Below are 3,816 nucleotides of genomic sequence, written 5' to 3' on the forward strand. Positions count from 1 at the left end.
CGACATCCTTCACGTCCCCGGACGCGAACTGCTCGACGAGCCGCTCTCGACCCGCCTCGCTGAACTCGAGAGAATCGTCGGCGAGTGGCGCATGCCCGGCATCGTGACCGACGATGCCGAAGAGGCCGAGCGACTGTCGCGCGAGGCCCTGGTGGCGGGGCACGAGGGAGTCGTCGTCAAGGGAGTCGATGCCGCCTATGCCGCCGGCCGGCGCGGCAGATCGTGGGTCAAGGTCAAGCCCGTGCTCACGTTCGACCTGGTCGTGATCGCAGCCGAGTGGGGGTCGGGCAGGCGTCAGGGATGGCTGTCGAACCTGCACCTCGGAGCCCTCGATCCGGGTGGCGAGTTCGGCGACCCGGGCGGCCTGGTGATGGTCGGAAAGACCTTCAAGGGTCTGACCGACGAGCTGCTGCGCTGGCAGACCGAGCAGTTCCCGCCGCTCGAGACGCGACGCACCCAGAGCACCGTCTTCCTGCGTCCCGAGTTCGTGGTCGAGATCGCGATCGACGGCGTGCAGCGGTCACCGCGCTACCCGGGCGGCATCGCGCTGCGCTTCGCCCGTGTCAAGGGCTATCGCCCCGACAAGAGCGTGGCCGACGCCGACACGATCCAGACTCTGCGATCGCTGCTGCGCGGCTGAGCTGCTGCTCGACTGAGCTGCTGCTCGACGCTGGGGCCTCAGGCCGACGGGGCGAGCCCGAGGTCCTCTTCACGCACGGTGCCCTGGAACGACCACGGGAAGTTGATCCACAGATCGGTGTCCTTCCACGCGTAGTCGGGCTGGATGATCGTCGACGGCTTCGTATAGATCGTGACCGAGCGCACGTCGGCGCCCTTGTCCTTCAGCAGCTGCACGGCGAGCGCGAGGGTGCGCCCCGAGTCCGCGACGTCATCGACGAGAAGCACGCGGCGACCGTCGAGGTACGCCATGTCGAGCTCGGGCGGCAGCACCTCGGGGGCGTCGAGCACCGTGCCGATGCCGGTGTAGAACTCGACATTGATCGCACCGCAGTTCTTGGCGCCCAGGCCGTAGGCGATGGCCCCGGCAGGCAGCAGGCCGCCGCGAGCGATGGCCACCACGACCTCGGGCATGAAGCCGCTGTCGAGGATGCTGCGGGCGAGGTCTCGCGTCGCTGATCCGAAGCCGTCCCAGGTGAGCGTCTCACGCTCGATCGATGCATCCGTCATCGTCTCATTCTTCCCCACCGACGCCCTCCTCCAGGCCACGCCCGCCCCTCATCCGAGACGGGTGACCTCGACGGACACGAACAGCTCCGAGACGCTCGGGCCGGCGTACACACCACGCAGCGGCGGCACGTCGGTGTAGTCGCGTCCGTGCCCGACGTAGACGTGCGATTCGCCGACCTCCACGAGGTTGGTGGGGTCGTATCCCCGCCACTCTCCGGAGTACCACTCCACCCACGCATGCGACTCCCCCGTCACCGGCTGACCGATCGCAGCCGTCGGGTCGGGGTGCAGGTACCCCGAGACGTAGCGCGCCGGGATCCCCGCCGCGCGCAGCACGCCGAGCGCCACGTGGGCGATGTCCTGGCAGACGCCGGAACGCGTGGGCCAGGCGTCGCGGGCCGTCGAGCCCACGCCGGTCACGCCGCTGCGATATTCCATCGCCTCCCCGACGGTGCGGCAGATCTCGAGAGCCGTCTCATCGACGCCTCCGCCCTCGGCCTCGATACGCAGCGCGAGATCACGCATGTCCTCGTCCGGAGCGGTCGCAGGAGTCTGCACGACGCATTCCGCCAGAGAGAGCGACTGCGGGATCCGCGCTTCGAGTTCGTCCCAGTCGATCCCCTCTCCCAGCCGCGGCAGTGGTCTGACGTCGACGACGCTCGTGGCTGTGACCGAGAGCATCTGATGAGGGGTGAGCAGCTCGAACGTCGACACGCGCGTGTCCCAGTAGTCCGCGTAGGAATGCTGGGTCGCAGTCGGCGAGATGTCGAGCGTCGCCTGCAGCACGAACTGCCCGTCGCGAGAGTGCGGCAGCATCCGCGCCTCGTTGTACGACGCCGTCGCCGGCTGCTCGTACTGGAACCCCGTGCGGTGCACGATCCTGAGGCGGCTCACAGTGCCTCTCCGATCCAGACGGGCATCGCGATCGAGGGGAAGTACCGCTCTCTGATCGCATCGCTGGCCACCGACATCCCCACCTGGACCTCCTCCATGCTCTCCGACAGGCGATGCACCGTGTCTCCGATCGGCCGGTATTCCAACTCCGACCGCAGGCGACCCAGCACGCGGTGTGCGCGGTCCGGCACTCCGAACGCGCCGGCCGGATCGATGCCGCGCAGACACTCCTCCGCCTGCAGGATGCTCGACAGCACGGAGCGGGGGAACAGCCGATCCACCAGCAGGAACTCGACCGCGGATGCCCCGGTGGGCACAGCTCGATGGCTGCGGAGATGCGCCTCGTACGCGCCGCAGCTGCGCAGCAGGGTGGTCCAGCTCGGCCCGCCTGCTTCGGTCAGCGAGCGCGTCGCCAGCAGGCGCGCGGTCATGTCGGCGCGCTCGATCGAACGACCGAGCACGAAGAAGTGCCACGCCTCATCACGGCTCGTCGACGAATCGACGACGCCGAAGGCCAGCGCCGACCGGTCGCGCACCCAGCGGAAGAACGGATGCGTCTTGTCCGAGGCGATGCGCCGCGGCATCCGGGCGTTCGACTCGTTCAGGGTCTCCCAGAGGTCGGTCGAGATGATCTCGCGTGCCCGGCGCGCATTCTCACGCGCCGCTGCGATCGAGTGGGCGATCGACGCCGAATGCTCGCGATCGAGCGCGAGCAGCCGCACCACGTCGTCTCGGCTCAGCACCGACCCCTCATCTGCGGTCGTACCCATCACCGACAGCAGTGCGCGACAGGCCGTATCCTCGTCGACCCACGGATCTTCGAGCAGCAGCTGCAGATGCACGTCGAGGATGCGCGCGGTGCCGTCGGCCCGCTCGACGTAGCGGCCGATCCAGAACAGCGCCTCCGCGATACGGCTCAGCATGCTGCCCCTCCCGACTGCTGTTGCTGCTGTTGCTGTTGCTGCTGGTGATGCCGCTGCTCGAGGTCCTCGTCCTGCGGTGACGAGAGGAACGGCGGGTGCGGTTCGCCCTTCGGCGGCGACACGATCGAGATCGCACCGGTCGCGAGCGACACCTCGTCTGCCGCCGCATCCGGGTCGCCCTCGACGGTCGTCGTCGGACCGGTGAAGAGCGAGGGATCCAGCACCCAGGTGTCCTTCGAACCGCCACCCTGACTGGAATTCACCACGAGCTGCCCCTCGGGAAGCGCGACCCTGGTGAGACCGCCCGGCAGCACCCAGATGTCGTGGCCGTCGTTCACCGCGAAGGGACGCAGATCGACGTGACGCGGGCGGAATCCGTCTTCGACCAGCGTCGGGATCGTCGACAGCTGCACGACCGGCTGCGCGATCCAGCCGCGGGGGTCGGCCCGCAACGACCTGCGCAGATCGTCGAGGGTCTCGCGCGACGCGTCGGGTCCGACCACGAGCCCCTTGCCTCCGGACCCGTCGACCGGCTTCACGACCAGCTCCTCGAGCCTGTCGAGCACCTCCTCCAGAGCGCCCGGATCCTCGAGCCTCCAGGTGTCGACGTTGGGGATCACCGGCTCCTCCCCCAGGTAGTAGCGGATCAGGTCGGGGACGTACGTGTAGACGAGCTTGTCGTCGGCCACGCCGTTGCCCACGGCGTTGGCGAGCGTGACGTTGCCGAGGCGGGCCGCCAGCATCAGTCCCGGCGCACCCAGCACCGAGTCGGGGCGGAACTGCTGCGGATCGAGGAACTCGTCGTCCACCC

Annotated in this window: 4 protein-coding genes and 1 pseudogene; 1 reads left to right on the forward strand and 4 read right to left on the reverse strand. The window is 68.8% G+C overall.

Annotated elements, in window-relative coordinates; translation table 11 throughout:
* Positions 1–640: pseudogene (locus J7E68_RS08995) on the forward strand (ATP-dependent DNA ligase); the annotation flags it as partial.
* Between the two features lie 38 nt (positions 641–678).
* On the opposite strand, the gene J7E68_RS09000 reads toward J7E68_RS08995, so the two are convergent.
* The 4 genes from J7E68_RS09000 to J7E68_RS19720 form a co-directional block, all read right to left on the reverse strand.
* Entirely contained in the window at positions 679–1,188 is a 510-nt protein-coding gene (locus J7E68_RS09000; RefSeq protein WP_210097298.1) for a phosphoribosyltransferase, read from the reverse strand.
* 48 nt (positions 1,189–1,236) lie between these two features.
* Positions 1,237–2,082 carry a transglutaminase family protein gene (locus J7E68_RS09005; RefSeq protein ID WP_215171866.1) on the reverse strand — a complete coding sequence of 282 codons (846 nt, stop codon included), beginning with the start codon at positions 2,080–2,082 and terminating at the stop codon, positions 1,237–1,239.
* Positions 2,079–3,005, reverse strand: a complete 927-nt coding sequence (locus J7E68_RS09010) for an alpha-E domain-containing protein (protein ID WP_215171868.1) — start codon at positions 3,003–3,005, stop codon at positions 2,079–2,081. The genes J7E68_RS09005 and J7E68_RS09010 overlap by 4 nt, the downstream gene beginning before the upstream one ends.
* Positions 2,999–3,816: circularly permuted type 2 ATP-grasp protein (locus J7E68_RS19720; RefSeq protein ID WP_251048815.1), on the reverse strand; the 818-nt coding region annotated here is incomplete at its 5' end. The genes J7E68_RS19720 and J7E68_RS09010, both read right to left, overlap by 7 nt.

Source organism: Microbacterium sp. ISL-103, from assembly GCF_018613995.1.
GTDB lineage: Bacteria > Actinomycetota > Actinomycetes > Actinomycetales > Microbacteriaceae > Microbacterium.

Coding starts and splice junctions, on each gene's coding strand:
- J7E68_RS09000 (WP_210097298.1), bottom strand. CDS start 1,188: ATGACGGATGCATCGATCGAGCGTGAGACGCTCACCTGGGACGGCTTC.
- J7E68_RS09010 (WP_215171868.1), bottom strand. CDS start 3,005: ATGCTGAGCCGTATCGCGGAGGCGCTGTTCTGGATCGGCCGCTACGTC.